Genomic DNA, 25,725 nt, shown 5'->3' on the forward strand with positions numbered 1-25,725 from the left:
CTTAGGGGATGTCACAGGTCGGCCGCAAAGCCGGGCCCGGACGCCCGGGTCCGGCACGTAGCTCTTCTGGACCAGGTACGTTCGATGACGTGGCTGGATTCAGGATCGGACGCGGGGGCCGGGACAACCGCACCCCCCAAGGACAGCAGGCGCCGCGGCAACCGTCGTACGGGCAAGGGCGGCCCGGGGGGCCGTCGTACGGACAGCAGGGACCGTCGTACGGGCCGCCCTCCGGACCCTCCTACGGCTACCCGGCGGCGCCGCAGCCGCCGTACGCGCAGGCGGGGCAGCCCTACGGGTACCAGGGACCGGCCGACGACGGACCGGAGTACTTCGGTGACGGTCACCCGGGCGCGGGGCACGGCGCACCGGACCCCTACGCGGCGAACAACCCGGGCCACACCCAGGCGTTCTCGATCGACGAGGCCGCCGGCTACACCCAGGGCGCGACCTACCAGGCCGGCTCGGCGGCCGCGCCCGCGGCCCCGGTGGGCCCGCCGCTGCACTGGAAGGAACTGCTGAAGGGGATCGTGCTGTCCCCGAACGACACCTTCCTGCGCATGCGGGACTACACGATGTGGGGCCCCGCCCTCATCGTCACCTTCCTCTACGGCCTGCTCGCCGTCTTCGGCTTCGACGGCGCCCGTGCGGACGCGATCAGCGCCACACTCTCCAACGCGGTCCCGATCGTGCTGGTGACTGCGGTCGTCATGGTGCTGGGCCTGTTCGTGCTGGGCGTGGTCACCCACACCCTGGCCCGCCAGCTCGGCGGTGACGGCGCCTGGCAGCCCACCGTGGGCCTGTCCATGCTGATCACGGCGCTCACGGACGCGCCCCGCCTGATCGTCGCCATGTTCTTCGGCGGCGACGCCGGCTTCGTCCAGCTGCTCGGCTGGGCCACCTGGATCGGCGCGGGCGTCCTGCTGACCCTGATGGTCTCCCGCTCCCACGACCTGCCCTGGCCGAAGGCGCTGGGCGCGTCGGCACTCCAGCTGATCGCGCTGCTGTCGATCGTGAAACTGGGCACGTTCTAGCCCTCCGGGCACGTCCGCGTACGCAAAGGGGCCCCCGGCACAGCCGGGGGCCCTTTCGTACGTGCGGATCCGGTGCCCGGGACTAGGCGTCGAGAACCTGTCCCGCCCGCTTCACCACGGGAGGCTCGACACTCCACGGGAAGTTGATCCAGTCGTCCGTCCGCTTCCAGACGTACTCGCACTGCACGAGGGAGTGGGACTTCTCGTAGATCACCGCGGAGCGCACCTCGGCGACGGTGTCGAGGCAGAAGTCCCGCACGAGCTTGAGGGTCTTGCCGGTGTCCGCGACGTCGTCGGTGATGAGCACCTTCTTGTCCGAGAAGTCGATCACGTTGGGGACGGGCGCCAGCATGACGGGCATCTCCAGGGTCGTCCCCACACCGGTGTAGAACTCCACGTTGATCAGATGGATGTTCTTGCAGTCCAGGGCGTAGGCGAGGCCGCCCGCGACGAACACCCCGCCCCGGGCGATGCTGAGCACGATGTCCGGCTCGTACCCGTCGTCGGCGATGGTCTGCGCCAGCTCGCGCACGGCGGTCCCGAACCCCTCGTAGGTCAGGTTCTCCCGTACGTCTGCGTTGCTCATGCCGTGGCCGCCCTCACACCTGGGTCCGATGGAAATTGACGTAGGACCGCGAAGCGGTCGGCCCGCGCTGCCCCTGGTACCGGGAGCCGTAGCGCTCGCTGCCGTAGGGGAACTCGGTGGGCGAGGTCAGCCGGAACATGCACAGCTGCCCGATCTTCATCCCCGGCCACAGTTTGATGGGGAGCGTGGCGAGGTTGGACAGCTCCAGGGTCACGTGCCCGCTGAAGCCCGGGTCGATGAACCCGGCGGTGGAGTGCGTGACGAGCCCCAGCCGCCCGAGCGAACTCTTGCCCTCGAGCCGCGAGGCGAGATCATCGGGCAGCGTGATGACCTCGTACGTCGAGGCGAGCACGAACTCCCCGGGATGCAGGATGAAGGGCTCGTCGCCCTCGGGCTCCACCAGCCGCGTCAGGTCGGCCTGCTCGATCGAGGGGTCGATGTGCGGGTACCGGTGGTTCTCGAACACCCGGAAATACCGGTCCAGCCGTACGTCGATGCTCGACGGCTGCACCATGGATTCGTCGTAGGGATCGATCCGTACCCGGCCGGCGTCGATCTCGGCCCGGATGTCCTTGTCTGAGAGAAGCACGTAGCGAGGATACGCAAGGCGCGCGGAGCCGTGACAATCGTGACGACTCCGCGCGCCCGGTGTTACTGCGGGGTGTCACCACCCGGCTACCGTGTGTCCCTCCACTACCGCTTCTGCAGGGCGACCGGCACGACGCTGCGGAGCCGGGCACACCGTGGACACCTCACGAGCCGGCCGGGGCCGAGCCGCTCGGCCTGCTGCATCGGGAACGAAGCGGTGCTGAAGACGTGCCCGTCCGCACAGCGGACGACGGTGCGTTCCATCAAGTCCCTTATGTCCCTTCCCCAAGAGCCTCGTCGGGCTTACTGGCCTGACGACAAAAGCCACATTACGGGATCAAAGAGACGACTCTCCAGGCGGCACTCCGGCCCGCCCGGACCCTCCCCGACCCCTCCACCGTACGCCCCAACTCCGGCCGCCCGCAGCCGGATCCCTCCCCTGGAACAGACGCGGACCCCCGGGTCGAAGCACCGGGGGTCCGCAATGATGTACAGTGAGCGAGCGTCGGGACATCGACCCCACGGGGTCACCGATCCGACTTACGCGGGTGTAGTTTAATGGTAGAACATCAGCTTCCCAAGCTGAGAGCGCGAGTTCGATTCTCGTCACCCGCTCCATGAAGAAGGCCCAGGTCAGCGACCTGGGCCGTTTTGCTGTGCGCTCCGCACGTGCCTGCCATGCATGCGGAGTGACCGTTACGTTCCTGTTCGGCCTTCTTGTCATGTACGGAGTTGTCTCAACTTCGCACTGAGACCCCTGCCCATGTTGGCGACGGGTGCATACGAAGTGTTTAGCTGATCTTCGCTGTTGATCGATGGAGCGCCGAAGACCACGGGGGGTCGCGGAACATGGGCATCGTGCTGCCGGACATCGTCGACCGGGCACTCGATCTTGCGGGGATCGACTGGCCGAACGTGGACGAGGACGACTACACGGAGATGGCCGACTCGCTCCGTGAGTTCGCGGAGAAGTTCGAGGGCCACGGCGGCGACGCGCACAAGGCGATCACGAGGATCCTCAGCTCCTCGGAGGGCTGGGCGGTCGACTCCATGGAGAAGCACTGGTCGTACGTGAAGACCAGTCACCTGGAGAAGATCCCGGACGTGGCGCGGACGTTCGCGTTCGTGTGCGACCGGATCGCCGAGATCATCATCGCGATGAAGACGAAGGCGGCGGTCGAGCTGAGCGTGCTCGCCGGGACGGTCGTCGCCGAACTCGCCGCTTCCGGGGTCACGTTGGGCATTTCGGCCGCCGCTGCCGCCGGCGAGATCATCCTGATGCGGCAGATTGTGAAGCGGCTGGTGAAGGAGGCGATCGAGGAGATCCTCGCGGAGATCGCCGCCAAGCTGGCGGAGCCGGTCACGGCGAAGTTGGAAGAGCTCGCCATCGATGCGGCGCTCGATCTGGCCGAGGGTGCGTTCCACCCCGACGGCAATGGCCACGGTGCTCCGGGTGGCATGACCCTTGCTTCCGCGGGCGGTGGAGGTGGTGGCGGCGGTGGTGCGGGCAAGCGGATCCGTATCGACCACGCCGAGTTCGAGGACGGCGCCGGCAAGCTCTCCCTCCACGGCGGGGACCTCGGCAGCAATGCCCACATCCACCTGGGCAAGGCGAAGCACGCGTTCGGCCGGACGAAGGGCCGGGACGGGTTCACGAAGGACTTCGACCACGCCCTGGAGAAGGCGCTCGCAGCTGCCACCAAGTCGGTCACCCGTGCCGCCAAGCACGTCAGCGACGAGATCCCGCACCGCGTGAAGGCCGCCTCCCGGGTCCATAAGGAGAACGACCACAAGGTCGGCGAACAGGCCGACGGCGTCGACGTGACCAAGGTCGATCCGCGCGGTGCAGCGGGCGGCGGCGGTGGCGGAGGCGGAGGCGGTGGCAACGGCGGGGACGGTGGACGCGGCGCTGGGGACGGTCCTCGGCGAATGGACCCGCAGCCCGGCTGGCACGGCAGAAGCGCCGGTCAGATGCGACACTACCGTCGTGACGCGATGCAGGTGGATCATCTCAGCCCGGAAGATCAGCGCCGAGCGCTGATCCAGGAGGCGAGGGATTTGGCGGACGAAGCACAGAAAGCCGCCAATGGGCCCGACGGGCAGCCTGTATTGGGCAAGGGCAGGATCAAGCAGGGGTGTTCTGGAGCCTTGTTGCACGAAGGGGTTCTGACGGGGCACTCCAGCGTGTCGAAGCTGAAGGCGAATCCGCAGAACCCGGATCCACAACGGCAACTGGACGTGCATCCCGCTCTGCGGTCCGTCCTGGACGACGTGGAGCGACAGGCGGCGGCCGAGGGTGAGCTGGTGGGGACCGGGCACGGGCAGTGCGCCGAAGTAGCGCTGATCTCCGACCGGTTGCACGCCATATCCGAGCGTGATGGTGTCGACATACGGAGCGCCGAGGACATCAGGAGAGTGATGGACGGGGCGCAGGTGCATACGCGGCAGATCGGCGACATGAATCCGAACAGGCCCGGATACCTGAGCCACGGGGAATACAAGAAGCCCTGCCCGTCCTGTGAGCGCATGCTGCCGCTCGTCGGCGTCACGGCCGTTTGACCGAAAGAGGATGAGAACCGTGCCCGTATTGAAGTCGCCCGAGGCGGTGGATGCCTGGCTGTCGAATGCCGGGTGGTATCCAGGGCGCCGGTGTGACGACCTCGCCGCTGCCGAGGCGGCGAGTGTTCTGAAGGATTTCCGTGACGACGGTGGAAATCTTGATGTCATCGCGCCCGCTCTCGAATTCCTGCGCGAGCACGTCGGTCTTGTGGCGCCCCGGCACGCTTCCACGGAAGACAGGGTGGAGTTCTATCCGCGCCTCATGTACCGAGGCGCAGCAGAAGATGTTCAAGAGCTCGCCGACGGCCTGGGGAAGAAGGTCTTCCCCGTAGCGCACGACACATACGACGGTGGAACGGTCCTCATGGACGAAGCGGGGCGGTTCTTCTATCTGCATCACAGCGGTGAGTATTTCCTCGGCAATGACAAGTACTCGGCATTGATGAGTTATTCGCGGGGGTATCCGCTCGAACACGCGGAGGACTACTATGCCTGAGCATGTTCCGGTGACCGCAGCATCCTTGCTGGTGAACGGGAAAATCTTCAGCCAGACCGACCTCGATGCGGATGCGGAGCCGGATCTACATCCTGCGGTTGCCGAGTTTTTTCAGCAGCTTCCCGCCGCGCAGCGGGAACCGTTCATGGGTTATTGCGCGGAGTCCGCGCTGATCTCCGACCAGCTGTGGGGCTTGGACGAGCAGCGCGCGAACGGGGGGACAACGACCCTCGACGATGCGACGGGGCATTTCTCGGGGTCGGCCATGGTGTCGAGAAAGATTCGCCCCGAAGGGGATCCTGAGCACGGACGTCCTGCGAAACCTTGCCGCTCTTGCGCAGCCCTGCTGGAGCGTCTCGGCATCGAAGTGGTGGACGGGTGACTCAGCACCACCGGGTCGCGGAGAGGATCGGTTGGACCGCAGGCAGGAACGTCGAGCAAGATGCAGTGCGGGCGGCGCTGCGCATTGCCGCGATTGCCGGGAGTTACGGAATATCTCTCTCGTTCTTCCCTGCCGCGAGATCCTTTCTGAGTGAGTTCTACGGCCTCGATCACCAGCCGATGGAACCGGGCCGGGAAGTGGCGTCCATCGGGTTTACCATCGATCCGGAGAAGGCCAGGTTCCAGCTCGTCCGGTTGAACCGCCTGTCTGCCGGGCTCCGCATCGCTTTGTTCCCGGTCGGTGTCACCGAGAACGACTCCGTACTGGCTGTGGGTGAAGAGGGGCAGCTTCTCTCTTTCGGTCTCGGTGGCTCCTGGCATGTGGGGGACAGTGCGCTCGAAGGCATCGAGAACCTGATCTGCGGGCTGGCTCCGCGCAGGCTTCGCGAAAGCGAGCACGCCTGGCACCTGAAGTCGACGGCGGCCGGCAGTCCTGTTGTCGGAGCGGTGCAGGCAGCGCTGACAGCCGTGTACGTGTTGCATCATCACGGTGTTTACAGCGCCAGGAGTGTCTGCCTGACGGTGACCAGTCTGCGCGGCATCGGAGCCGTGATCGCTCAGCGGTCGATCGGCATACCGCATGGTCCCCTGGGTGAGGCGCTGTCGCCGATTGTCCGTGACGTGGAAGAGGTCCTTGCGGCCAACGCGGACGGCGCGGGCTGTGAGGTGAAGCTGGCTGTGGAGGTGCCTGGCGTGCACGCGGAAACCGCGGCCGGTCTGGTCGGCTTCTCGGCCCGGTTCGGACATGTGGCCATGCAGGCCGACGATCTCGAGGTCAGCCTCCGCGTCGGAGCGGGTGCGCAGACCGGCGGCATCCACGTACGAGTCGTCGACGCGCTGCGCGGTCTGCAGCAGATGTCATGAGAGGCGGGGCTCTGCTGAGGTGCTCGACGGAGGACACGCGGTGTCGCAGTCGGGAGTGACCGTCGGCCTCTGACGAGGGGCGCCGGTCGGGACAGCGGGGATTGCAGCCGAGTACCCGAGGTCGAAGGTGGCCGAGCCCGCTTCCCTCAGCCGGGCGGTGGCGGCGGTGATGTCCTCGCCGGACAAGACCCCGCCGCCGGGCGCGTCGGTGCACAGCGTGGACGCAGCCCTGAGTACGGCTTGCGTGAGCCCGACCCCCCCTTTTTTTCCAGCGCGGGGCCGCGACCTGTCACACGTTTCCTCTTCCCCGAACGGGCCCTCGAGCCGGTCCGCGGGCTGCCGCGGGACCCCTCGCCCGGCAGCTGGGCGTGGGCACCGAGGCGGACGAGGGTGTGACGCACGAGGCTTCCCGAACGCTGGGGGAGTCGACGTGGACGACGACGGTGGCAGTGGCAGACGGACACGCACCGGACCCGGTACGGCGAACGCATCGAACCGGTTGAAGAAGAACGGAAGCGGACATGGGTGAACGGCTGAGCGGCGGCGGAGGCCCGGGCCGTCCACCTGTGCACCCCGGCGGCGCCGTGTCCGACCCGGAGGACGTCCATGACACCGCCACGCTGGAAACGGTGCTGGCCGCCGCCCTCCGCGGACACGACCTCGACCCCGAGGCCGAGCAGCGGGCCCTGGCCGCCTTCCGGACCGCCCGGGGCACGGGCGCGCACCGGGCGCGCACCCGGCGCCGCGACGACTGGCGGCCACCCGCGGAGCGGCGTGCACGGCGCCCGGCGCGGCTGACGTTCGGCGTGGTGCTCGCCGGCCTCACCCTGGGTGGCGTCGCGGTCGCAGCGATCGGTTCCACCGGCTCGTCCACGGACGGTGCCGGTGCAGGTACCGGCCGGGTCAGCGCGCGTCCGTCGGTGGCCGCCACGCACCAGGCGTCCTCCGGCGGGCCCGGAGCCACGGGCGGCCCCTCCCCCGCGCGGGACACCGAAGCCCACTGCCGCGCCTACCGGCAGGCCGAGGACCGCGGCAAGGCGCTCGACTCGAGGACCGTGCAGCAACTCGTCGTGGCCGCCCACGGCAGGGACAGGGTCGGCGCGTACTGCTCCGAGCAGCTCGCGAGGGCGACAGCCACCCCGGGCAGGCCGACCGGCAGGGCAAACCCCGACGAGGGTTCCGCAGCCACCGGCACCGGCAACGGCACGGCGGGAGACCCCGGATCGTCCGGCGCCCACACATCGAGTGCCGGTACGACCGGCAGCGGAGCGTCCGGTGCCGACGCCGGCGGCGCGGACAACGCTGCCGGGAACGGCGAGGCGAGGGGCGACAAGGACGGCGGGAAGCGCAGGTGACCCCAGCGTCCGATCAGCACGCGGGTTGATGGAGCGAGCTGCTTTGTTGGCGCCGGAGGTGACATCGTCGACGTCGTCGGCGAAGGCCCTCCACGCCTTCGCGGCGTCCCGCAACCCGTCTTCATCGGCGTCCGGCCACCACATGCCCGTCAGGTCCTGGACAACCTTGCGGGCCTTATCCGCGACACTCACTTGCCATCGCCCTCGGTGTCGTGATCAACGTGGATCCGGCTGGACATGCCTCGGATCAGCTCTTCGTTGTCGATGTGACCGTCGGCCATGTCGACCATGGCTTCGCGAATGCTGGCCAGGCCGTCAGCCAGAATCTGGGTCGACTGCTCGATCTGCTTGACGTGCGGGCCATACGCCTTATGGAACTTCTCGCCCTGCTCGTCGTCGCCCCATGGAGAGCCGGCTGCAGCCAGCCCGCGCTTCAGCTTCGTCAGGGCGTGTGCAAGGACAACGCTCTGATGGTGGAACTGTGGTGCTGTCGCCTTGAGGTCGGCGATCTTGATTTCGAGTATCTCCCCCTCGTCACCCATGACTTGGCGTCTCACCTCCGTCGACTCCCGGGAGTCCGACCCTAGTTACCCGTCGGCACTTCGCGGGGATGTGAGCTACACAAAGGCCGGGTAGAGGTGTGTCGGGTAGCCGTGAGCCAGATCACTGACCAGCGAGGTGAGAGGTGTCAGCACGCTCGCCGGTGACGGCGCTGTGTTCTTCTCGCCGCATGCGCAAAGAACCGCTCGAGCCGGTCCGGGCGGCGACGGGGTACCGAGGCCGGTGGGGCGGGAGGGCGCGAGTTCGGTTCTCTGCGCCCGGTTCCTGAGCAAGGCCCAGGTGCGGGGACCTGGGCCTTGTCGTGGGCCGAGTCGGTTGCTCTGTGCCGCCGTTGCCCGAGCGCCCGTCAGGTGGACGGGTTGACGACCACCTTGGCCGAGTTGTTCTTGCTCCTGGGGTCGAAGGCGAAGGACGTGCCGTAGTCGGGCCGGGCGACGACGCGGCCCGTCGCGTCGGGGACCACCCGGTCGATGCGGAGCTGGAACGGGAAGCTGACCTTCAGGTCCGGCTTGGTCCACATCGGCAGGGTGCAGGCGTAGTGGCCGGTGGCCGGGTCGTCGCCGGACGTCCAGGCGTTGCGGCACGTGTCGGGCACGGACGTGGCGGTGGTGCCCTCCGGCAGATAGAAGTCGATCACGGCGACCGGGTCGCCGGAGCTGACGTTGCCGACCCAGGCCGGGCCGCGGTTGACGAAGCGGAAGGCGGCGGTGACGGTGTCGCCGGCCGCGCCGCTCACCTCGGTGCCGCGCACCGCGAAGTCGGCGGTGTTGTCGGCGTCGATGTGCCAGGCGCGGCCGTTGTCCGAGCCGTTGAGGTCGGTGGCGTCACCGCCGGGCTGGACCTCGTAGTCGAACCGCTCGTACAGCGCGTGGTCGGTGACGGCGAGCCGCAGTGGCTCCGGCAGCTCCACGGTGGCGCCGGGCGCGACGTCGGCGTCGAAGGAGCACGTCACGTACGTCATGGGCGTGTACTCGCCCCCGTCTTCCGGCCCGGTGTAGGTGCACTGCGGGTAGCGGGTGACGACGTCGAGGCCGTACGTCGCCCACATCTTCACGCTGAAGCCGTGGGCGGTCTCGTTGCCGGTGTTGGTGACGGAGAACGGCACGGTGAGGGTGGTGCCGGGCGCGACGTCGGTGACGTCGTGCGGGGCGCTGACCCCGAGGTCCGGGCCGGAGCCGACGGTGACGAAGGTCTCCGCGGAGCCCTCCGGGGCGACGAGCGTGCCGTCGGGTCCGCCGGTGGCCTCGGCGGAGTACTCGATCGCACCCTGCGCCCCCGCGGCGGCACCGGCGGCGGCCCGCACCTTCAGCTGCACCTGCGCGCTGGAGCGGGTCGGCACGTCCCCGGTGTCGCACACGGCGACGGTGCCGGCGTCGTCCGGCGTGCAGTTGTCGGGCCAGGCCACCTCGGCGACCCCGGTGAGCCCGGAGACGTCGACGGTCAGCCGCCCGTCGGTCACGGTGAAGTTGTCGTTGTCGTGGTACAGGCCGAGCGCCAGCGACCGGTACTGCGCCGCACCGCCGTCCGGAGCGACGGTGACCGCCTGCTCGTAGGGCGCCTGTATCCACAGCTGATCGCTCTGCGGCTCGTCGTCGGCGGACGCGACCCCGCTCCCGAGACCGGCGACGACCAGCGCCCCCACGGCTCCGGCACATGCCCCGCGGCGCAGCACACGCCCGACGGAGACAGGACTCATGACATCCCCCCAGTTGGGATAGGTGAGATCCCGGTGCGGTGACCGGCACCGGGCCCGAGTTGGACGACCTGCCCGGACGGAAGGTTGTAGGTGAGGGCGCATGGCGCGTGGCTCTTACCGTCCTCTTGACGGCGCCCCGTCCCCTTGATGGCGGCAGGCCGCAGCCCTGGCCGAGAGCACGTAGCGCGCCAGGGGGGGCCGACAGGGTGACGCGGTGGAGCGGCCGTTCCGCCCCGCCCGCCGATGTGGGGTTCATCTCGGCGCCGGGTCGTCGACGCGTTCGTCGGCGGCCGTGCACGGGCGGCCACGTCTGTCTTTTCGGGCCCGTCGGGGCAGGTCATGGCGGTGCGGCGGGAAACGCCGGACAGCAAGACTGTGTCGCGGGCGGAGCCATATCTGTGGTGCCGAAGAGAGAAATCAGCAGGGGATGCGATGACTATTCCCGCGCGGACAGGTGGATCGGAAATTATGTGCCGCACCTGGCGGAGCGCACCGTGCTACTGTCGAAGCAGGTTGCAGTTGTGGTTGCCAAAAGGTTCATTTTCCGACGGCTGATCATTACGGCGACAGGGGCCCGCACAGGGCGGACTCCGAGCACCGTTTCCGAAGGAGAAATGACATGGCTACCGGTACTGTGAAGTGGTTCAACGCCGAAAAGGGCTTCGGCTTCATCGCGCAGGACGGCGGCGGCGCCGACGTCTTCGCCCACTACTCGAACATCGCCACCCAGGGCTTCCGTGAGCTGCTGGAGGGCCAGAAGGTGTCGTTCGACATCGCGCAGGGCCAGAAGGGCCCGACGGCCGAGAACATCGTTCCCGCCTGACACCGGCGACACTTTGCAGCTGGGGCCCGCACCTTGGGGTGCGGGCCCCGGCTCGCTTCATTTTCAGGGCGAATCCACCCTGTCATTTCCGGCCCGTTCTCGCGATTCTCTGCGCCGTTCAATTTGCTGCGGAAATTCCTTGATACGCGCCCGCATCGAGGAAGGTTCCGCATGAACCGCGCACGCACCGCACGCACCACACGAACGACCCGCACGTACGACCGTTTCGGCGGCTCTGGCGCCATCCGCTCCGGCGCCCCGCGCCGCTCCGAGGGCGGTGGACGCCGGCAGAGCATGCCCCAGGGCGAGTTCGCGCTGCCGAAGACGGTCACGCCCGCGTTGCCCGCCGTCGAGTCGTTCGCCGATCTCGCCATGCCGGCGCCGTTGCTGGCCGCGCTCGGCCACGAGGGCGTGACCGTACCGTTCCCCATCCAGGCGGCGACCCTGCCGAACTCCCTGGCCGGCCGTGACGTCCTCGGTCGGGGCCGTACCGGGTCGGGCAAGACGCTCGCCTTCGGCCTCGCGGTGCTGGCCCGCACGGCGGGTCGGCGGGCCGAGCCACGACAGCCGCTGGCGCTAGTCCTGGTCCCCACCCGGGAACTCGCCCAGCAGGTCACCGACGCACTCACCCCGTACGCCCGCGCCGTACGGCTGCGCCTGGCCACCGTGGTCGGCGGAATGTCGATCGGCAGGCAGGCGAATGCGCTGCGGGCCGGGGCGGAGGTCGTCGTCGCGACACCGGGGCGGCTCAAGGACCTCATCGTCCGGGGCGACTGCCGGCTGGACGACGTCGCCGTCACCGTCCTGGACGAGGCCGACCAGATGACCGACATGGGCTTCATGCCCCAGGTCACCGCCCTGCTCGACCAGGTGCGGCCGGAGGGCCAGCGGATGCTCTTCTCGGCCACCCTGGACCGTAACGTCGACCTGCTGGTCCGCCGCTACCTGACCGACCCGGTGGTCCACTCCGTCGACCCGTCGGCCGGTGCCGTCACCACGATGGAGCACCACGTGCTGCACGTGCACGACGCGGACAAGCACCGGACGACCACCGAGATCGCGGCCCGGGACGGCCGGGTCATCATGTTCCTGGACACCAAGCACGCCGTGGACCGGCTGACCAAGCACCTCCTCAGCAGCGGCGTCCGCGCGGCCGCCCTGCACGGTGGCAGGTCGCAGCCGCAGCGCACCCGGACACTGGCGCAGTTCAAGGACGGTCACGTCACGGTCCTGGTCGCCACCAACGTGGCGGCCCGCGGCATCCACGTCGACAACCTCGACCTGGTCGTCAACGTGGATCCGCCCAGCGACCACAAGGACTACCTGCACCGTGGCGGTCGTACGGCCCGCGCCGGGGAGTCCGGCAGCGTCGTCACCCTGGTGACGCCCGACCAGCGCCGTGGCATGAACCGGCTGATGGCTTCGGCCGGCATCACCCCGCGGATCACCCCGGTGCGCTCGGGTGAGGCGGAGCTGAGCCGCATCACCGGCGCCCAGGCGCCGTCCGGTGTCCCGGTCGTCATCACCGCTCCGGCCGTGGAACGTCCCCGCCGTGCCGCGTCCGACGCGTCGGCCTCGGCACCTTCGTCCCGCAGCCGCCGCGGTCGCACGGCCCAGCGCCGGTCCCCTGCGAGGCGCCGCGCCGCATGACGCACCGGCGGTCCGACCGGAGCCCACGCACCCATCCCCAGGAGGCAGCTTTGACACCGGTTCAGACGCAACGACACCCGGCGGCTCCCGGCTCCGCGACCGTGGCCGGCCGCCTGGACGGGACCGGTCCGCGGGTCCCCGACGACATGACCATCGAGGTGGCCCTGTCCGTCATGGCCGGTGCCCGTGTGGAGTACCTGCTCCTGTGCGACGGGGACGACGCGTGCACGGGCTCGGTCACCCGGGCCGAGCTCACCGTCCACCGCGACAGCTCCACCTATACGGACCGCATCCGCTTGCGGGACGTCCTCGGCACCCCGCTCCGACTCGTCCCCGTCGCCGGCTGATCGCTTCGCCGGCCGAGAGCGGGAGTTCGGCTCCCGTCATCCGCTCCACAACGAACCCCAGGTCGTCGACCTGGGGTTCGTTGTGTCCGGGGCCGTGACGGCACCATCCGACGCCCGGTCAGGACGCAAGCGGCCAGGGACGGTTGCGTCCACGCGATGGCTCTTTCGACCCTTGCGGTCTGCGGTGAGAGTGGTCCCTGCCACAGGGCGCCACACCCGCGACGGCCTTCACAGCTGCACCTGCAGGGCAGCTGTCCGGGCCGGGGATGTGGCAGCGCCCGCTCGCCTTCCACGCCGCAGGAGATGACCATGAAGCTGGGCAACGCCGTCCGCCGTACCGCCGCCGCCCTCGCCGTCGGCGCGATGTCCCTCGGGCTGATCACGGTCACCGGCGGGGCCGCGCAGGCCGCCGCCTCGTGCACCGGTGACGTGTCGATCTACGGCACGCTGTCGGACGGCCGGCTCACGTACACCCAGATCGAGCCGAACACCGGGGACCGCGTCAAGACCCTCATCGGCCCGAACCTCGGCTTCACGCCGAAGGCGATGGCCACCCTCAACTTCAACACGATCCTCGTCACGTCGACCGCCGGCGACCTCTACCGCGTCGACGTCCAGACGAACAACACCTCGCTGTCCCTCGCGGGGGTCGTGAAGATCTGGGACGGCGGCTGGACCTTCGACAAGATGGTCTACGACGGTGCCGGGCACCTCTACGGCACGGTCGAGGGTCAGCTCCACCAGTACGTGGTCTCCCAGGACAAGCCCTCCGGCGCCGCGCACATAGGCCAGCACGTCGTGATCGACACCGGCTTCGTCCTGAAGACGCTCGCCGCCGCCGGTGACGACCGCATCATCGCCTCGACCTCGGGCGGTCAGCTGTACAGCTACAAGATCGACGGGGTGGGTGACTGGACGCGCGCCACGCTCAAGAGCGACGGCTGGTCCGCCGTCGACTCCCTCTCCTCCCCCGGCGGCGGCCTCTACTACGGCCGGACCAACGGTGGCATGTACTGGTACCACGACGTCGATCCGACCGACGGTGACGGCTCGGACATCGCGTACCACCCCAGCGACCCGGTGGACGCCTCCGGCTGGACCCAGAGCCTGCTGTCGGCCTACGCGAACAACTGCGCCTACGTGCCCCCGGCGCCCACCGCCACCACCGGCGAGAAGATCGCAAAGGTCGCCAACGCCCAGGTCGGCAAGGACTTCTACGACTTCGACTTCCACTACAACAACGCCTGGTGCGCCGAGTTCGTCCGCTACGTGTGGGCCAACGTGGGCGGCATCAAGATCACCGGCATCACGGCCGAGTCGGGGAGCCTCTACACGTACGGCCAGAACAACGGCACCCTCCACAGCACCCCGAGAGTCGGCGACGCCGTGGTCTACGGCTACAGCGGCGGCGGCAACGCCAACCACGTCAACCTGGTCGTCGCGGTCGACGGCGACTACGTCACCACGGTCGGCGGCAACGAGAGCGACATGGTGAAGAGGACCACCTACAACTGGAAGACCAACAACAACCCGCTGAACGCGGGCGACATCGCCGGCTTCGTCTCCCCCGTCGACTGACCCCCACCCGCACGGGAAAAGGGTGGCGCCCCCTGATCGAGGGGGCGCCACCCTTTCGCGGTGTCCTAGTACCAGTTGTTGGCCTGCCAGAAGCTCCACGCGTTGCACGGCGAGCCGTAGCGGCCGTCGATGTAGCTCAGACCCCACTTGATCTGGGTGAGGGGGTTCTCCTTCCAGTCGTCGCCCGCGACGTCCATCTTGGTCGCGGGCAGCGCCTGCGGGATGCCGTACGCACCGGATGACGGGTTCGTCGCGTTCCAGCGCCAGCCGCTCTCGTGGTCCCAGAGCGTCTCCAGGCAGGCCCACTGCGTGGAGTTGGCCCAGGCGCCGTCCTTGTCGTTCATCAGCTGCCGGCCGGCGGCCTTCACCTCGGTGATGTCGTCGCGGTCGACGGTGTCCGCGGTGGTGGTGCAGGTGTAGGTGGCCGGCTGGGCGGAGAGCAGCTTCTGCGTCCAGCCCCTGGTGTTGACCGGGTCGTCGAGGTGGTACGAGATGTCGGCGCCGGAGCCGTCGGTCGGGTCGGCGTCCTTGTACCAGTACATGGCACCGGTGCCGAGGCGGCCGTAGTAGAGGCCGCCTCCGGGCGAGACGAGCTGGTTGAACCCGGACCAGCCGGAGCTCTTGAGGGTGTTGCTCCTCCAGGAGTTCGCGCCGGAGATCGTGTAGTCGAGCAGCCGCCCGTCCTCGGTCGTGGCACCGAGCCGGTCGTCGCCGGTGGCGGTGAGGGTCTTCAGGACGAAACCGGTGTCGATCTCGGTGCGCATGCCGATGTGCTGCGAGCCGGCGGGCTTGTCCTCGGTCACCGTGTAGCGCAGCAGCAGGCCGGCGGACGTGGTGCCGTAGAGGTGGCCGTGACCGTCGTAGGTGAGCTTGTCGTGGGTCCAGCCGCTGTCGGCGATCTTCACCGGCGCGGTCATGAGGGCCAGGCTGGTGTTGTTGGTCTTGACGTCGACGCGGTACAGGGCACCGGAGGTCGACGTCACCAGCACCGTGTTGAAGTTGAGGGTCGCCATCGCTTTCGGCTCGAACCCGAGGTCGGGTCCGACGAGCACTTTGGCGAGGTCTCCGGTGGCCGGGTTGATGGAGCTGAACGTCAGTCTGCCGTCGTCGAGGACGCCGTAGATGTCGACGACGCCCGAGCAGGTGGTGGCGGCCTCGGCGTTGCCGGCGGTCGCCGTGAGCAGTCCGGCGCTCAGCGCTCCGGTGGCCAGCAGGCCCGCGAGTCTGTGGCCGGCCGTGCGGATGTTCTTCACTTGTGGGTCCCCCCGGGACGGTTGCGGTGAGTCGTGCGGGCATCGAACGGTGGGTCGGCGGCGCGACCGGAACGGTGCGCAGGGCACGGCAGCAGGCGGCCTACTGCCGGTCGGCGTCGGCCGGGGTGACCTGCCGGCCGGCGTCGGCCGGGGTGACCTGCCAGCCGGCGTCGGCGAGTACGGAGGAGGACGGAGCCGCGTCTGCCTCGGACCGGAACGCGACGGCCGGAGCGGCGAGCGAGGCCACGATGACGAGGGAGGCGACCGCGGCGGCCTCGGCGATGCGCGTGCGAAGCATGGCTGTGACGTTCCTTCCGGGACGAGGTACGGGGACTCCCGGTCGGTCGTCGCGTCCCGCGGTGACGCTCGTTCCGGCCGGTGCTCCCCAGACTCGTCGCGGCGCAGGCCCGCGAGAAGGATTTCCGGGTGGACGGAAAGGGCCTTGGACGGATGCGTCCAGGCCGGCCGCCTCAGTCCACCGGCTGCGGCACGAAGGCCAGCGGCACCAGCGGTACTTCGGCGCCGGTCAGCCGCGCCCGCCCCAGCTGCGGCACCTCGCGCAGCAACCGGTGGCAGACCCGCGCGGCCCGCTCCTCCGCCTCCTCGAGCGCGCCGGCCAGCAGGTAGAAGCCGAGCGTGAGCCGGGACGAGGAGCGGGGGTGCACGGAGACGTGCTCGACGCGGTCGTCGGGGGTGATGGCCGAGCGCACCAACGCCCTGACGGACTGCGGCAGTTCTTCGCCGGGCGGTAGTTCGAGATGCGCGTGGACGAGGTACATGCACTCCAGAGTCGCAACGCGAACCGGCAGCAGGATGGTTTCCGCACTGGACGGTTGCGGCCTCGGCCTGTTCCGTCCTTCGCGGTGACCATCCATCACCGTTCTGCGAAGATCGGCGCCGACTGGTGGATGTTCCGTGCGGGAGAACTGGGGGGTTCACATGCTGAGCGCACTTGGGCTCGATTCCGTCGCCGAGACCGTGTACCGCGCCATGCTGAGACACCCGGCGGCCGGGGTGGCGGACCTTGCCGGCGCCGTGGGGATGGCCGAGAGCGCGGTGCGCGACGCCCTGGACACACTGAGCGAGCTGGCCTTGGTGCGCCCCGCCGCCGGGAACTCGGGCCGGCTCCGCGCGGTCTCCCCCGACATCGGCATGGAGATCCTGATGGCCCGGCAGCAGGCCCAGCTGGCGGCCCAGCAGCAGCGTCTGGAGTCCTCCAGGGCCGCCGCGGCCCAGCTCATCTCCGAGTACGCCGAACTGCGGCCGGCCACCAGCCATCCCGGGGTGGAACAGCTCGTCGGCCTCGACCAGATACGCGACCGGCTGGCCGTCCTCACCCGTGAGGTGACGGAGGAGTTCCTGGCCTTCGCCCCGGGCGGACCGCAGACCGCGGAGAACATGGCCGCGTCACGTCCGCTCAACCAGGACCTGCTGGGCCGCGGGGTGCGGATGCGCACGGTCTATCTCGACAGCGTGCGCACGAACCGGCCCACCGTCGAGCACGCCGACTGGCTGGCCCGCCTGGGCGGCCAGGTCCGCACGGTACCGGCACTGCCGACCCGGATGATCCTCATGGACCGGCGGATGGCCATGATCTCGGTCAGCAGTGACGACACCGCCGCGGGCGCGGTCCTCCTGACCGGACAGGGCACGCTCACCGCGCTGTGCGCGCTGTTCGAGACCACCTGGGAGACCGCCCGGCCCCTCGGCGAGGTCGTACCGCTCGATACGAACGGGCTCACCGGCCAGCAGGCGACCGCGCTCCGCCTGCTCGCCGAGGGGCACACCGACGAGGCGATCGCCAAGCGGCTCGGGGTCTCACCGCGCACGGCCCGGCGGATCGCCTCCGAACTGATGGACCGTCTCGGCGCACGCAGCCGCTTCGAGGCCGGCGCCCGCGCCGTTCAGCAGGGCTGGCTCCCCACCCGCCGCTGACCGCCTCCGCGCTGCCGGTGGTGTGTCGTGCGCCGACGGTCATCGGCGTCGTGGATCGTCAACCGCCGCAGGCGGAGCGGATCCGGTAGAAGGCACTCAGGTACTTCGCGTGGTAGGAGGCGCTGGTGATCCTCACGATCGCCTCGTCGGACGACCGCAGCGACGACCCGGTCAGATTGGCGCTGCCGGTGTAGACACGCGGTGTGGTGTCGCCGTTGTAGTCGCCGTCGATCAGCATCTGCTTGTTGTGCGGGCGGACGTCGATTCCCGGTCCGTTGGGAATGCGGCACCTGCGGTGCTGGATGCCGGCGGCCTTCAGTCTGGAGGTGATCGTGCTGTCGCTCTCCGCGTAGATGATGTCGATCCAGCAGCCCCGGCCGCGCAGTTGTGCCAGCTTGTCGGCGACCTGGACGCGCGAGCCGAAGAAGCTGTGCGTGACGATGCGGATGTCGGTCTGGTGCCGCGAACCGTCCCTGCCGGTGAAGGAGCACCTGATCTCGTTCAGCGCGTTGACGACGGTGTCGGTGGCCGGGTTGTGGTACGAGGTGTCGCCGCGTGGGAAGAAGTAGCCCCGGTAGACCGAGCCGGTCGGGGTGGAGAAGTACGCCCTGGCGTTCCCGCGGGCGAGGGTGCGTCCGTGGCGGAGCTGCTCGTGGTACGAGGCGTACCCGTCGTAGACGGCGCTGTTCGTGAAGGTGACGGCGTCGTTGAAGGACTCGACCTTGTACCAGGGGGAGAGGTTCGAGGAGGTCTGGAAGACGACCTTCGAGTAGCTGGTGCCGTCGTCGAACGGCCCGACCCTGGAGAAGATGAAGAACTTGTTGTGGGCGTAGGCCGGTTGGGGTGGCGAGACGCTCAGGCAGCCGCGCTGGACGTCGTCCACACCGTCGGGGTCCTCGAACCTGTCGTCGCAGACGACGATCCAGGAGCGGGCGGAGTCATCGGTCCCGAGTCCTGTCCTGAGGGTCCGGTAGGGCACGTTGGTGAACTGGGCGCCGCCTGCGCCCACGTAGGTCGAGTCGTCGACGACAAGCTTGACGCCGACGCCACGCCGGTGTGCGGCCAGCAGCGCGTCGGCGACCTCCTGGTCGTTGAACTCGTACATCGAGCCGCGGATCTGTGCGCCGGCGGGCGTCGCGTCGATCAGGCGGACGAGCTGGGTGAAGATCGCCTTCTGCTGTGCCGCCGTACCCAGCGGGTCGTTGAACACAGGTCCGTTGACGACCGGTTCGGTCAGTGCCGCGGCCGGTGTGGCACCGCCGAGGAGAAGGGCGGCCACCAGGGACAGGAGGGTGACGGCGATGGCCGGCACCGTACGGGCGGGACGGGCCGGACGCGGGCACGCGGCCGCACCGGTCGATCTCCGCTTGCCCGAAGGACGATGAAACGGGCGGCTTTCCGATGAACCCGGCAGCCGGTCGGCGCGGGACACGGCGCGGGTGGGCAGAGAGGTCACGGAAGTGAGCGTTCCTCGGCGCCACCGGGAATCCTCTGACCGGGTGTCGGATTCATCCGGACGGCGCATCTCGACGTCCAGGACCACCTCCGCGACGCCCGCCCGAGAAGCGCCTCGCGCGCGTCTTCGTCAGCGCCCGCGGCGCGGACCGGGCCGCGAGCGCGCCCCAAAGAGGGCGCGGTCAGCGCAGTGCGGCCTCGCCCGCACGGACGGCTCGCAGGGCGCGGCCGGCGGTCTCCTGGTTCTCGCCGACCGGGGCCACGTAGTCGAGGACGTCGCGCGCGGCGTCCTTCCCGAGCACCCGGGTGATCACCCACGTGGCGAGATACTGGGACGCCAGGCAGCCGCCCGCCGTGGCGATGTTCCCCTCGGCGTGGAACGGCGCGTCCAGCACGGTGACATCGCAGGCTTCGACGAAGGGCCGGCTCCGTGCAGGCCGGCATGCCGTGCAGCAGCCCGAGGCGCGCCAGCACCAGCGCGCCGGAGCGCTGCGCACCGATCAGCTGCCGCGAAGGGTCGAGCGGCAGCAGGGACAGCAGCCGGTCGTCGGCGACCACGTCCCGCGTCTTCACCCGGCTGCCGATCAGCACGACGTCGGCCTCGGTCACGAAGCCCATCGGACGCTGCCCGGTCACGTCGACGCCGTTCATCGACGTGACCACCGGCGGCGCCAGTCTCCCGGCCACACCGGTTCCGCGTCGAGGGCCGATCAGCGACTGGTGGCCTGCCGGTAGCCGCTGTAGGCCGAACGCTGCCTGTCCCGCCCAGAGACGGCGCGGCTGCCGTCGTCGGTGTCGCCGCCGCATCAGCATGGTCCGACAACCTGGACGTACAAGACGCTGGAGCGGAGGTTTCCTTGTCGCGCTGGAGGTGTACGGGCCTGCTGGCGTTCGCCTGTGCCGTCTGCCTGACCGGTTGCGGCACGCTCGGCGAACGTGAGGCGGCCGCGTCGCGGGCGGCCGTGCGTTTCGAGGAGGACGTCCGGCGGGCCGACGGGGCACGCGCCTGCGCGGCGCTCGCGCCCGAGACCCGGCAGGAACTCACGGAGTCCGCCGAACCCCCCTGCGCCGAGGCGTTCCTCGACGAGCACCTGTCCTACGGGGGCACGGTGCGGCGGGTGCAGGTCTACGGGCGGCAGGCGCAGGTGGTCCTCGACACCGACACGCTGTTCCTGTCCGTCTTCCCGGGCGGATGGAAGATCACCGCGGCGGGTTGTGTGCCGCGTCCCCGGCAGCCGTACCAGTGCAAGGTCAAAGGGGGGTGAGCGCGCGCCGATGCGCACCCTGTTCACGCTGCTCCTGCTGACGGTCGGTGCCGGTCTCGGCTACTTCACCGCGCTGGGGCTGATGCACCGATGAGCCGCCTCACCCGGTTCGTGCGGCACAACGGCCTGACCCTCGCCTTCGGCACCGGCTTCCTGCTCACCCTCGCCGGGCAGGCGGTGTCCGGACACGCCGACTTCAACAACCGGCTCGTCACCGACGGACTGCACCCGATCGGCTTCCTCCCGTACCTCGCGACCTCCGACTTCGCCGTGGACGTCACCGAGAACTGGCAGTCGGAGTACCTGCAGTTCTTCCTCTACATCTTCGGTACGGTCTGGCTGCTGCAGCGCGGGTCGCCCGAGTCCAAGGAACTGCACAAGGCCGGTGTGGAGAGCGACCGGGACCAGAAGGTCGGCGACCACGCCGAGCCGTCCTCACCGCGCTGGGCGGCCGACAGGGGATGGCGGCAGAGGCTGTACTCGCGCTCGCTGGGGCTCGTCATGGCCGTCATCTTCGCGTGGTCGTGGCTGGCCCAGTCCATCACCGGTGCCGCCGCCTACAACGAGGAACATCTGCGTCAGCTCCAGGCACCCATCTCCTGGGTGCGGTACCTGGGCTCCGCCGACTTCTGGAACCGCACCCTGCAGAACTGGCAGTCCGAACTCCTGGCCGTCGCCTCGATGGCCATCCTCTCGGTGTACCTGCGCCAACGCGGGTCCCCCGAGTCCAAGCCCGTCGGCGCCGCGCACACCTCGACCGGAGTCGAGGGCTGACGGCCGGGGACCAGACGGTCCGCCCGGCCCCCTGACGGCCGATCGGCCCAGCGCCCGCCCGGCTGGCGGCCAGGGGGCGAGGCGGTCCGTCCGGTCGCTCTCAGGCCGCCTGCCGCGGGTCCGGCTTGAGTACGGCGAACACCGCCTGCGCCGGGTCGGCCAGCCAGGCGATGCGGCCGACGTCGGGCACGTTCGCGGCCGGCATCAGCACCGTCCCGCCGCTGTCCTGTACGGCGGCGACGACGGCGTCCGCGTCGGCCACCGCGAAGTACGGCACCCAGCGCGCGTCCTCCTGACCGGCCTGCAGCGCCGCCACCCCGCCGAAGGAGCCCTCCCGCTGGTCGCCGTCCTCGATGCTGAGCACCTGGTACGCCATGCCCGGCGCCCGCATCTCCTCGGTGCGCCAGCCGAACAGCCGACGGTAGAAACCGATCGCCGCCTCCGGGTCGCCGACGTGCAGTTCCACCCAGACCAGCGTGTTGTCCTCGGACGCGGCCTCCAGGCCCCGCTCGGACTGCAGCACGGCGAACTGCGCGCCCTGGGGGTCGGTGAACTGGGCCATGGAGACCTCGCCCATGGTCATGGGTTCGGCGCGCACCGTGCCTCCGGCGGACACCACGTCACGAGCGGTGGCCTGGACGTCGTCGGTCCGGAAGTAGGTCATCCAGGCGGACACGGCGCCCTCCTCGGTCAGCTGCCCGAGGCCGGCCACCGTCCTGCCCTCCTTCTGGAAGTAGCCGTAGCCGCCCGCCTCGGGGCCGCCGGACGAGAACCGCCACCCGAAGACGGCGCCGTAGAAGGCGACAGCGGCGTCCGTGTCGGGGCTGCCGAGGTCGATCCAGAGGGGTGATCCGGTGCGGAATTCTGTGCCGAGCATGCGTTTCCTCCTGCCGGTCCGGTGCGGAACCGCCCGCCACTATGCCGACCGGCGGCGGCGGGGCAGGGTGCATCGGTCCGGACGCCCCGGCGCGTTCACCCGGCTGGGGAGGATCGGCCCGGCGTGAGCGACCGGTCACCCATGGCGCCCGGGAATCCGCGGCGTCCGGGAATCTGTGCAGGAGTGCCACACGGGCTGCACACAGCCTTTCGAAAGGCTCGTTAGCGTGACTGATCGCTCGATCCCCTGTGCGAGCGTGACCAGGCCGTGGCCCAGGCGGGCCGACGGCGCAGTCAAGTCAGGAAGACCGCGCATGGACTACTGCTCCTCGTGCCGTCGGCACCTCAACGGCGCCCTGGTGTGTCCCGGATGCGGCGCGTACGCCCCGGACATCGCCCCGCCCGGCACCGGCGGCCCCGGCGGCTCGCTCCGCGCCGCGGGCTCGGCGGGGACGGGCGGCATGCCCGCCGCGACGACGGTCAGGACACCGGACGCCCTCGTCGGCATCTGGCACGACGGATCGACGGGTGACGCGGCGGAGCCCGGAGGCGGGGCCGGGGCCTCGTCCGCCGGCCCGGCCGACGAGGCCGAGGGTGTGCCTCCCGCGCCGCGGGGGCGGGCGGCGCGGCGCCGTCAGCTGGCCCGCTGGAAGAAGAGCCGGCGCCGGGCGGCGGTGGCCACCGCCTTCGCGATCGTCGGAGGCGGCCTGACCATCGCCACGATGGACCGGAACTCCGCCGACCGGGCGCAGGCGGCCACCGCGCCGGACCACAGGAGCATGGACGTGGCCGAGGAGCAGCCGGCCGAGCCCACCGGAGCGGTACCGACGCCGTCCACCCCGCACCGGCCGGCGCACACCACCGCCCCCACGGCGCAGTCACCGGCCACCCATGTGCCGCGGCAGCGGTCCCTGCCGGACACCCCCCGTACGGCACCGGTCACCCGGCCGGACACCACCGCCGTGCAGTCCCGTCAGGTCTCAGCGGGCGCCTCGCAGCCGCGGACCACCGTACCGCCCGCCGCCGACACGGCCCCCGACCACACCGGCACGGCGCCGGCACCAGCGCCTGCCACCGGCGACGGCGGCACGAACTCCGGCACGAACGAGGGCACGAACGGCGGCACGAACGGCGGCACTGGATCCGGCACGTCCGGCACCGCCCCGGCGCCGGAGTCGTCCTCGCCGGCACAGCTCTGCCTGGTCCTGGTGTGCCTCGGCTGACCTGACGCGTTCCCGCTGTACGGCGGCGGCACGACACGGCGGCCTCCGCCGGGTTTCGCAGGGGTCGGGTCGCCGGTTCGCTCGACCGTGTCAGTCGTGCGGTCCGGGTGTCGACGGGACGCGGGGCGTGCAGGCCGGGCCGAGGTAGGCGTGCGCCAGCCGCCGGTCCCGGTGGACCAGTACCGCCGTCATCAGGGCGACGACCACGAGCGCCAGCGACAGGGGTGCGAGGAAGTACATCATCGTCGGCGTTCCTCTCTCTCGGACCGTCACCTTGCGGGGGTTCCGGCGCGAGGCGACTGCCGCTGCCCGGCACCGGAACCCTCCGTAGTGCTCCCCGCAGAGGATGGTGCGCCAAGGGCACACACCCGCGCATTGCCGGTTTCCGGCAGTGTTCACCGGGGGCTGCATGCCGGACAGGCGTCAAGAGGACGTCACCGGGGGGGGGGGGGGGGGGGGGGGGGGGGGGGGGGGGGGGGGGGGGCGGGCGGGGGCGGCCCCCCCCCCCCCCCCCCCCCCCCCCCCCCCCCCCCCCCCCCCCCCCCCCCCCCCCCCCCCCCCCCCCCCCCGCGGGGGAAGCCGCCGGAGCCGAGGCCGCCGAAGGGGTCAGTACTCGTCGTCCTCGTCGACCGTCTTCACCGGCCGGCTCCGGCCCGGCTCGGGCAGCTCGCCCAGCTGGGCGCGCGCGTGCAGGATGTCGCCGATGAACAGGTCGTAGACCAGGATGCCGATGAGCCCGCCGATCAGCGGGCCGACGATCGGGATCCACCAGTAGGCGCTGTACGAACCGGCCACGTTCCCCGGGAACGCCAGGCTGTCCCAGCCCGCCGCATAGGTGAACAGCCGTGGCCCGAAGTCGCGGGCCGGGTTGATGGCGTAGCCCGCGTTGGCGCCGTAGGACATGCCGATGGCGGCGACCGCGAAGCCCACGATCAGCGGTCCGAGGTTCGCCTTCACGGCCTGGTTGCGCACATCGATGACGGCGGCGATCAGCATGAGCAGGAAGGCCGTACCGGCGATCTGGTCGATCAGCGGACCCCAGATGCCGCCGTGGAAATAGGGGGCCGGGAAGGTCGCGAAGATGGAGAACGTGGCGTTCGTGTGCCCGTTCACCTTCGGACCCGTCACGGTCTGGTCGAAGGCGTTGATCGCCTGGTGGTAGACGAGGTAGACCAGGGCCGCCCCGGTGAGGGCGCCGATGACCTGGGCGCACCAGTACGGCAGGACCTTGGCCCAGGAGAAGCCGCGGCGCACGGCCATCGCCAGGGTCACCGCCGGGTTGAGGTGGGCGCCGCTGACGCCGCCGGCGACGTAGACGCCGAAGACGACGGCCAGGCCCCAGCCCCAGGTGATCAGCAGCCAGTCACCGGCAGCGAGGAAGATCGTGGTGGGGGTGGCGGCCCGGCCCGAGCCGGGCAGCGCGGCGACCGCCATCGCGACGGCACCGCAGCCGAAGGAGATGAGGACGAAGGTCCCGAGGAACTCCGCCAGGCACTCGCCCAGCAGGCCTCCCCGGCTCCTGAGCCGGGACGGCTTGACGAGCGGAGGTATTTCGACAGCCATTGAGGCCCCCTCTGAAGAGAGCAATACGGCCAACATCACCATATTGGCCCACAAAGTCACTCCACGCAGGGTGACAGGACTCCGTCAGCTGTCGAGGTCGTCGGCGTAGTGCCGGAACCCGTGCCGCTCCTGGTGCATGCCCCACAGGGTCTCCGCGAGCACGGCCGGGTCCTTCCGCGCGTGCCCGGCCACGATCGCCCCCGGGATCACGAGCTGCGCCACATGGATGCCCTCCGCCGCCAGCCGGCCGTGCAGCAGATGCCCGTACGCGCTCTCCGCGGCGAAGGCGATCGAGGTCCCGGCCCGCTCGGGATGGGGCACGGCGGCGGTCCCGCCGTTGACGAACAGGATGGTCCCGCGCCCGAGCCGGCGCATCCCCGGCAACACCTGCCGCACCGCGGCGACGGGCCCGTACACGGAGAACTCGATCGGGCCGATGAGGTCCCGGTGCCCGGTGTCCAGCACGGGCCGCATGAAGTCCCGGTGCGGGACGGGGCTGTACTGGAGCACCTCGACGGTCCCCAGCGCGCTCGCGGCGGCGTCCAGGGCCGCGGCCAGCTCCTCCGGCCTGCGCACATCGGCGGTGAACCCGCGAGCGGTGATCCCCTCATCCGCGAGCCCGTCGACGATCACGTCCAGCCGCTCCCGGTCCCGGGCGACCAGGGCGACGTCGTACCCCTCACGGCCGAACCGGCGCGCAACGGCGGTCCCCAGCCCCGGCCCGGCCCCCACGATCGCGATACTGCTCATGCCCAGCATCCGTACCGCGCCCGGCGGGTCCCCACACGCGCCGCCGTGATCCC

26 protein-coding genes, 1 tRNA gene and 1 pseudogene are annotated in these 25,725 nt (G+C 70.2%); 15 read left to right on the forward strand and 13 right to left on the reverse strand.

What is annotated here, in order from left to right; translation table 11 throughout:
- Window positions 1-8: 8 nt before the first annotated feature.
- Complete coding sequence (locus ACGFRF_RS14555) at window positions 9-1,034, forward strand: YIP1 family protein (protein WP_393739702.1); 1,026 nt, start codon at window positions 9-11, stop codon at window positions 1,032-1,034.
- A gap of 82 nt (window positions 1,035-1,116) precedes the next feature.
- Here the strand turns inward: ACGFRF_RS14555 and ACGFRF_RS14560 are convergent, their stop codons facing one another.
- A complete protein-coding gene (locus ACGFRF_RS14560; protein WP_393739704.1) occupies window positions 1,117-1,620 on the reverse strand; it encodes a phosphoribosyltransferase in 504 nt (167 codons plus the stop codon).
- Window positions 1,621-1,633: 13 nt separating this feature from the next.
- Window positions 1,634-2,209, reverse strand: coding sequence for a dCTP deaminase (gene dcd, locus ACGFRF_RS14565; protein ID WP_393739706.1), 576 nt, complete (start codon window positions 2,207-2,209; stop codon window positions 1,634-1,636).
- Window positions 2,210-2,752: 543 nt separating this feature from the next.
- Between dcd and ACGFRF_RS14570 the strand changes: the two genes are divergently transcribed.
- From ACGFRF_RS14570 to ACGFRF_RS14595, 6 genes are all read left to right on the forward strand, one after another.
- A tRNA-Gly gene (locus ACGFRF_RS14570) sits at window positions 2,753-2,826 on the forward strand.
- Between the two features lie 231 nt (window positions 2,827-3,057).
- Complete coding sequence (locus ACGFRF_RS14575; RefSeq protein ID WP_393739708.1) at window positions 3,058-4,767, forward strand: YwqJ-related putative deaminase; 1,710 nt, start codon at window positions 3,058-3,060, stop codon at window positions 4,765-4,767.
- Between the two features lie 10 nt (window positions 4,768-4,777).
- Window positions 4,778-5,263 carry an SUKH-3 domain-containing protein gene (locus ACGFRF_RS14580; protein ID WP_393739710.1) on the forward strand — a complete coding sequence of 162 codons (486 nt, stop codon included), beginning with the start codon at window positions 4,778-4,780 and terminating at the stop codon, window positions 5,261-5,263.
- A gap of 10 nt (window positions 5,264-5,273) precedes the next feature.
- A complete protein-coding gene (locus ACGFRF_RS14585) occupies window positions 5,274-5,645 on the forward strand; it encodes a YwqJ-related putative deaminase (protein WP_393739712.1) in 372 nt (123 codons plus the stop codon).
- Entirely contained in the window at window positions 5,642-6,568 is a 927-nt protein-coding gene (locus tag ACGFRF_RS14590) for an SUKH-3 domain-containing protein (protein WP_393739714.1), read from the forward strand. The genes ACGFRF_RS14585 and ACGFRF_RS14590 overlap by 4 nt, the downstream gene beginning before the upstream one ends.
- Before the next feature lie 521 nt (window positions 6,569-7,089).
- Window positions 7,090-7,923 (forward strand): hypothetical protein, encoded by an 834-nt coding sequence (locus ACGFRF_RS14595; RefSeq protein WP_393739716.1) that lies wholly within the window; start codon window positions 7,090-7,092, stop codon window positions 7,921-7,923.
- A gap of 188 nt (window positions 7,924-8,111) precedes the next feature.
- On the opposite strand, the gene ACGFRF_RS14600 is transcribed toward ACGFRF_RS14595, so the two are convergent.
- A complete protein-coding gene (locus ACGFRF_RS14600) occupies window positions 8,112-8,465 on the reverse strand; it encodes a hypothetical protein (RefSeq protein WP_393739718.1) in 354 nt (117 codons plus the stop codon).
- Window positions 8,466-8,830: 365 nt separating this feature from the next.
- The gene (locus ACGFRF_RS14605) at window positions 8,831-10,180 is read right to left on the reverse strand and encodes a hypothetical protein (protein ID WP_393739720.1); all 1,350 of its coding nucleotides are present in this window, start codon (window positions 10,178-10,180) and stop codon (window positions 8,831-8,833) included.
- Between the two features lie 619 nt (window positions 10,181-10,799).
- On the opposite strand from ACGFRF_RS14605, the gene ACGFRF_RS14610 reads away from it, so the two are divergent.
- The 4 genes from ACGFRF_RS14610 to ACGFRF_RS14625 all read left to right on the forward strand — a co-directional run bounded on the left by ACGFRF_RS14610 (window position 10,800) and on the right by ACGFRF_RS14625 (window position 14,578).
- Window positions 10,800-11,003 carry a cold-shock protein gene (locus ACGFRF_RS14610; RefSeq protein WP_199585095.1) on the forward strand — a complete coding sequence of 68 codons (204 nt, stop codon included), beginning with the start codon at window positions 10,800-10,802 and terminating at the stop codon, window positions 11,001-11,003.
- Window positions 11,004-11,174: 171 nt separating this feature from the next.
- Window positions 11,175-12,653 carry a DEAD/DEAH box helicase gene (locus ACGFRF_RS14615; protein ID WP_393739722.1) on the forward strand — a complete coding sequence of 493 codons (1,479 nt, stop codon included), beginning with the start codon at window positions 11,175-11,177 and terminating at the stop codon, window positions 12,651-12,653.
- 50 nt (window positions 12,654-12,703) lie between these two features.
- Window positions 12,704-13,000 (forward strand): CBS domain-containing protein, encoded by a 297-nt coding sequence (locus ACGFRF_RS14620; protein ID WP_393739724.1) that lies wholly within the window; start codon window positions 12,704-12,706, stop codon window positions 12,998-13,000.
- A 309-nt stretch (window positions 13,001-13,309) separates the two neighbouring features.
- Window positions 13,310-14,578 (forward strand): CHAP domain-containing protein, encoded by a 1,269-nt coding sequence (locus ACGFRF_RS14625; RefSeq protein WP_393739726.1) that lies wholly within the window; start codon window positions 13,310-13,312, stop codon window positions 14,576-14,578.
- 65 nt (window positions 14,579-14,643) lie between these two features.
- Here ACGFRF_RS14625 and ACGFRF_RS14630 read toward each other — a convergent pair whose 3' ends face one another.
- The 3 genes from ACGFRF_RS14630 to ACGFRF_RS14640 form a co-directional block, all read right to left on the reverse strand.
- A complete protein-coding gene (locus ACGFRF_RS14630) occupies window positions 14,644-15,831 on the reverse strand; it encodes a tachylectin-related carbohydrate-binding protein (protein WP_393739728.1) in 1,188 nt (395 codons plus the stop codon).
- A 100-nt stretch (window positions 15,832-15,931) separates the two neighbouring features.
- Window positions 15,932-16,129, reverse strand: a complete 198-nt coding sequence (locus tag ACGFRF_RS14635; protein WP_393739730.1) for a hypothetical protein — start codon at window positions 16,127-16,129, stop codon at window positions 15,932-15,934.
- A 172-nt stretch (window positions 16,130-16,301) separates the two neighbouring features.
- Window positions 16,302-16,610 carry a hypothetical protein gene (locus ACGFRF_RS14640; RefSeq protein ID WP_393739732.1) on the reverse strand — a complete coding sequence of 103 codons (309 nt, stop codon included), beginning with the start codon at window positions 16,608-16,610 and terminating at the stop codon, window positions 16,302-16,304.
- Window positions 16,611-16,770: 160 nt separating this feature from the next.
- Between ACGFRF_RS14640 and ACGFRF_RS14645 the strand changes: the two genes are divergently transcribed.
- Entirely contained in the window at window positions 16,771-17,766 is a 996-nt protein-coding gene (locus tag ACGFRF_RS14645; protein ID WP_393739733.1) for a helix-turn-helix domain-containing protein, read from the forward strand.
- Window positions 17,767-17,824: 58 nt separating this feature from the next.
- Here ACGFRF_RS14645 and ACGFRF_RS14650 read toward each other — a convergent pair whose 3' ends face one another.
- Window positions 17,825-19,078: a phosphatidylserine/phosphatidylglycerophosphate/cardiolipin synthase family protein gene (locus tag ACGFRF_RS14650; RefSeq protein ID WP_393739735.1), complete on the reverse strand. Its 1,254-nt coding sequence runs from the start codon at window positions 19,076-19,078 to the stop codon at window positions 17,825-17,827.
- A 325-nt stretch (window positions 19,079-19,403) separates the two neighbouring features.
- Window positions 19,404-19,887 (reverse strand): annotated as a pseudogene (locus ACGFRF_RS14655) (AraC family transcriptional regulator); the annotation flags it as partial.
- Window positions 19,888-20,078: 191 nt separating this feature from the next.
- Here ACGFRF_RS14655 and ACGFRF_RS14660 point away from each other — a divergent pair.
- Entirely contained in the window at window positions 20,079-20,486 is a 408-nt protein-coding gene (locus ACGFRF_RS14660; protein WP_393739737.1) for a hypothetical protein, read from the forward strand.
- Between the two features lie 90 nt (window positions 20,487-20,576).
- A complete protein-coding gene (locus tag ACGFRF_RS14665) occupies window positions 20,577-21,260 on the forward strand; it encodes a DUF6766 family protein (RefSeq protein ID WP_393739739.1) in 684 nt (227 codons plus the stop codon).
- Between the two features lie 100 nt (window positions 21,261-21,360).
- Here the strand turns inward: ACGFRF_RS14665 and ACGFRF_RS14670 are convergent, their stop codons facing one another.
- A complete protein-coding gene (locus tag ACGFRF_RS14670) occupies window positions 21,361-22,137 on the reverse strand; it encodes a VOC family protein (protein ID WP_393739741.1) in 777 nt (258 codons plus the stop codon).
- Between the two features lie 313 nt (window positions 22,138-22,450).
- Here ACGFRF_RS14670 and ACGFRF_RS14675 point away from each other — a divergent pair, with 313 nt between their 5' ends.
- Window positions 22,451-23,359 (forward strand): hypothetical protein, encoded by a 909-nt coding sequence (locus tag ACGFRF_RS14675; RefSeq protein WP_393739743.1) that lies wholly within the window; start codon window positions 22,451-22,453, stop codon window positions 23,357-23,359.
- Between the two features lie 90 nt (window positions 23,360-23,449).
- Here the strand turns inward: ACGFRF_RS14675 and ACGFRF_RS14680 are convergent, their stop codons facing one another.
- The 3 genes from ACGFRF_RS14680 to ACGFRF_RS14690 form a co-directional block, all read right to left on the reverse strand.
- Window positions 23,450-23,602, reverse strand: coding sequence for a hypothetical protein (locus ACGFRF_RS14680; protein WP_393739745.1), 153 nt, complete (start codon window positions 23,600-23,602; stop codon window positions 23,450-23,452).
- 363 nt (window positions 23,603-23,965) lie between these two features.
- Complete coding sequence (locus tag ACGFRF_RS14685) at window positions 23,966-24,922, reverse strand: MIP/aquaporin family protein (RefSeq protein ID WP_393739746.1); 957 nt, start codon at window positions 24,920-24,922, stop codon at window positions 23,966-23,968.
- Between the two features lie 84 nt (window positions 24,923-25,006).
- Entirely contained in the window at window positions 25,007-25,672 is a 666-nt protein-coding gene (locus ACGFRF_RS14690; protein ID WP_393739748.1) for an SDR family NAD(P)-dependent oxidoreductase, read from the reverse strand.
- Between the last annotated feature and the right edge of the window lie 53 nt (window positions 25,673-25,725).

It is taken from the genome of Streptomyces sp. NPDC048521, from assembly GCF_043199855.1.
GTDB lineage: Bacteria > Actinomycetota > Actinomycetes > Streptomycetales > Streptomycetaceae > Streptomyces.